The following is a 2,832-nucleotide window of genomic DNA, read 5'->3' on the forward strand; positions in this document are numbered from 1 at the left end:
TTCGCGACGGCCGCCGAACCGGTGGTCGACCCCGCCGACCTCGTGGCCGCCGTCCCGCTCGGGGCCACCACCGAGCCCGCCGCGACGACCGGAGCCGCGCCGATCCCGGCCGCCCCGCTCCCCGCCGCGCCCCCGCAGACCACCGACCCGGCGACCGCCGACCCGGTGACCGCGGGCGCGACGACCGCGGGCGCAGCCGCCGCCGCAGCCGACCCCGCCGAGGGCGACGCCAGCTTCACCGGGGCCGCCAAGGCCGACCTGGAGAAGGCGGGCGCCGCGCTCGACGCCGTCGACAAGGGCCAGGTCAAGCTCGCGATGGACAACCAGTCCGTCGACGAGCTGCTCAAGCTGATCACCGAGGCCCGCGACATGGTCAGCTCCGTCCACGTCACCGCGCTCACCAGCCTCGACGTGGAGCTGCGCTTCGGCGACAACTGGGTCGGCCGCTCGATCAGCAAGCGCCTGCACGACCTCGCGGTGGGCGACGAGTCCTCGGCGGTCAACGTGATCGGCGACTTCCTGCGCATCCTCCTGGAGGTCGAGGAGACGATCCGCAGAGCGGCGCGGAACATCAGGAACGCGGACGACGACGCCAGGGACAACTTCAACAAGTCCGGGTGGGGGCACCACTGATGGCAGGCGAGCAGCGCGACCACCGGAACAACGGCGACCACGGCGGTGGGAACCAGGGCGGTGGCGATCACAAGGGCGGCGGCCACGGCGGCTACGGCCGGGGCAACGAGCCGTCCGAGCTGGGGCAGAAGGTCGACTGGATGACCTACACGCACCAGGAGCTCTACGACATGGTGCACACGGGCGTCGACCTGGACAGCGCCACCAGCGCCAAGGCGGGCTGGAGCGGCATCGGCAAGTCCCTCGGCGAGGTCCGCGACCTGCTCGTCAAGGCGATCAACCAGTCCAGCCAGGCGTGGGAGGGCGAGACCGCCGACCGCGCCCGCGAGGGCCTCGAGTCGGTGATGAAGTGGGCGCAGAACACCAGCGACCACGCCGACAACGTCGCCACCTGCATCAACGAGGAGATCCAGCACGTCGTCACCGCGCGCGAGCAGATGCCCGCGCCCGTGCCGCCGACGCTGCCCGCCGCCGTCGCGCCCGGCGCCGACCAGGCGCTCGTCCCGTCGGCGATCGCGCGCGGCGCGGACGTCCCGGCCACCTCGACCGCCGAGTCCGCGCTGACCGGCTCGTCGACGCTCGGCTCGGCGCTGCGCCGCACGACCACCACGCCCGAGTCGTTCGCGGGCCTGGACACCGTCGCCGCCCCGGCCGCCGAGACGACCGCCGTCGCGGACGCCACGCACCGCCAGGCCGCCGAGGTCATGGCGATGTTCCAGCAGAACTCCTACGCGGTCGACCTGACCGTCCCCAGCTTCAGCGCCCCGGTGAACCCGGTCGCCACCCCGACCCCCGGCGCCCAGGCCCCGCTCGCGCCGGGCGGCGCGACGGCGGACGGCCCGGCGGGCGCAGGCGGTTCCGCCGTGGTCAACCCGGCCGCCACGACCGGCCAGAGCAGCGCGGACCGGCAGCGCCAGCAGGGTGGCTCGGCCGGGCGGATGCCCGCGGGCGCGGGACGCGGCGCGGGCGGCTACGGCGGTGGCGGCGGGGTCTTCGCGCGCGGGCGCGTCCCGTCGTCCGGCTCCGGCTCCTCCGGCGGGTCCGGCGGCAGCCCCCTGGGCGCGACCCCGATCGGCGCGGGCGGCTCGTCCGCGAACATCGGCTCCGGCCACGGCGCCTCCGGCTCGCCCGGTGGCGTGACCAGCCAGTTCCAGGCGTCCAAGGCGGTCACCCCGCAGCACGGCATGATCGGCGCCACGCCGATGGCCGCGCCGCCCCCGATGGCGGCGGGCATGGGCGGCGGCGGCAACGACTCGCGCAACCGGCCGGACTACCTGGAGGACGACGAGAACGTCTTCGGCGTCGACCGCAAGGCAGCCCCCCCGGTGATCGGCCTGTGACCGAGCGCGTCTTCCGGCTGAGCGAGCAGGAGTTCTTCCTGCTCTGGCAGTCGGTCCACGGTCCGGACGTCCCGGTGCCGCTCGGCGTCAGGCACTACGGCCACACCCAGGCGGAGCGCGCCGGTCTGGTCGAGTCCGCGTCCCGCGCGCTCGCGGGGCGCGGGCTCGGCACCGTGCAGCGGCCCGACGAGCAGCTGCACGACATCCTGCGCGGCCTCGGCGAGTACGAGATCGGCCTGGAGGTCGTGTTCTCCAGGGGCGGCGACCAGGGGCGCGGTCTGGCCACCGCCGCGTGGCACGGCGCGTTCGCCGCCCGCGCGGCGGGCCAGGTCCAGCTCACCTCGTTCCACGCCACCGCGCTCGCCACCAAGACCATCGCGACCCTGCCCGCCGCCCCCACCGGCTCCGGCCGCTCGGTCAGCGTCCGCTGGACCGACTACCTCGCCGCGGGCGAGGCCGGGCGGGTGGACGGGGCCGAGGGCTTCCTGGAGGCGCTGCGGTCGGTCGGCGTGCGCGAGCCGGAGGCGAACACCCTGCTGCGCGCCGTGATCTCCCGCAGGGGCGGCGGCCAGGTCGCCGTGATCGCCCGCAACCGGGCGGGCTACCTGCGGCCCACCGGCGGCGCGGTGTCCTGGCTGGACACCGGCGAGGGCCGCTACCTGGTCCGCCGCGACGGCCCGTGGCTGGTGCTCGCGCCCGCGAACGCCCAGCGCCTCACCAGCGCCCTGGAGGGCGTGGTGGCGGCCGGTCGCTGACCGGGACCGCTGACCGAAACTGCTGACCGGGCGGCTGGCCTGAGGGCCGCCGCCCGGTGCGCCACGCGCCCCGCCCGCGCGGTCGCACCGCCCGCTGCGCCCGG

General features: G+C 76.2%; 3 protein-coding genes. All 3 read left to right on the top strand.

Annotated features, from left to right (window positions below):
- Nucleotides 1-633, top strand: a 633-nt coding sequence (locus tag ACTUAL_RS30195) for a hypothetical protein (RefSeq protein WP_440902617.1), incomplete at its 5' end; no start/stop codon positions are given.
- Nucleotides 633-1,973, top strand: coding sequence for a PPE domain-containing protein (locus ACTUAL_RS30200; protein WP_440902618.1), 1,341 nt, complete (start codon nt 633-635; stop codon nt 1,971-1,973). The genes ACTUAL_RS30195 and ACTUAL_RS30200, both read left to right, overlap by 1 nt.
- A complete protein-coding gene (locus ACTUAL_RS30205) occupies nt 1,970-2,728 on the top strand; it encodes an ESX secretion-associated protein EspG (protein ID WP_096491044.1) in 759 nt (252 codons plus the stop codon). The genes ACTUAL_RS30200 and ACTUAL_RS30205 overlap by 4 nt, the downstream gene beginning before the upstream one ends.
- Nucleotides 2,729-2,832: the final 104 nt, after the last annotated feature.

Source organism: Actinosynnema sp. (assembly GCF_052038725.1).

Excerpts from the sequence above, each read along its gene's own strand:
- ACTUAL_RS30200 (WP_440902618.1), top strand. The coding sequence starts at position 633 with ATGGCAGGCGAGCAGCGCGACCACCGGAACAACGGCGACCACGGCGGT.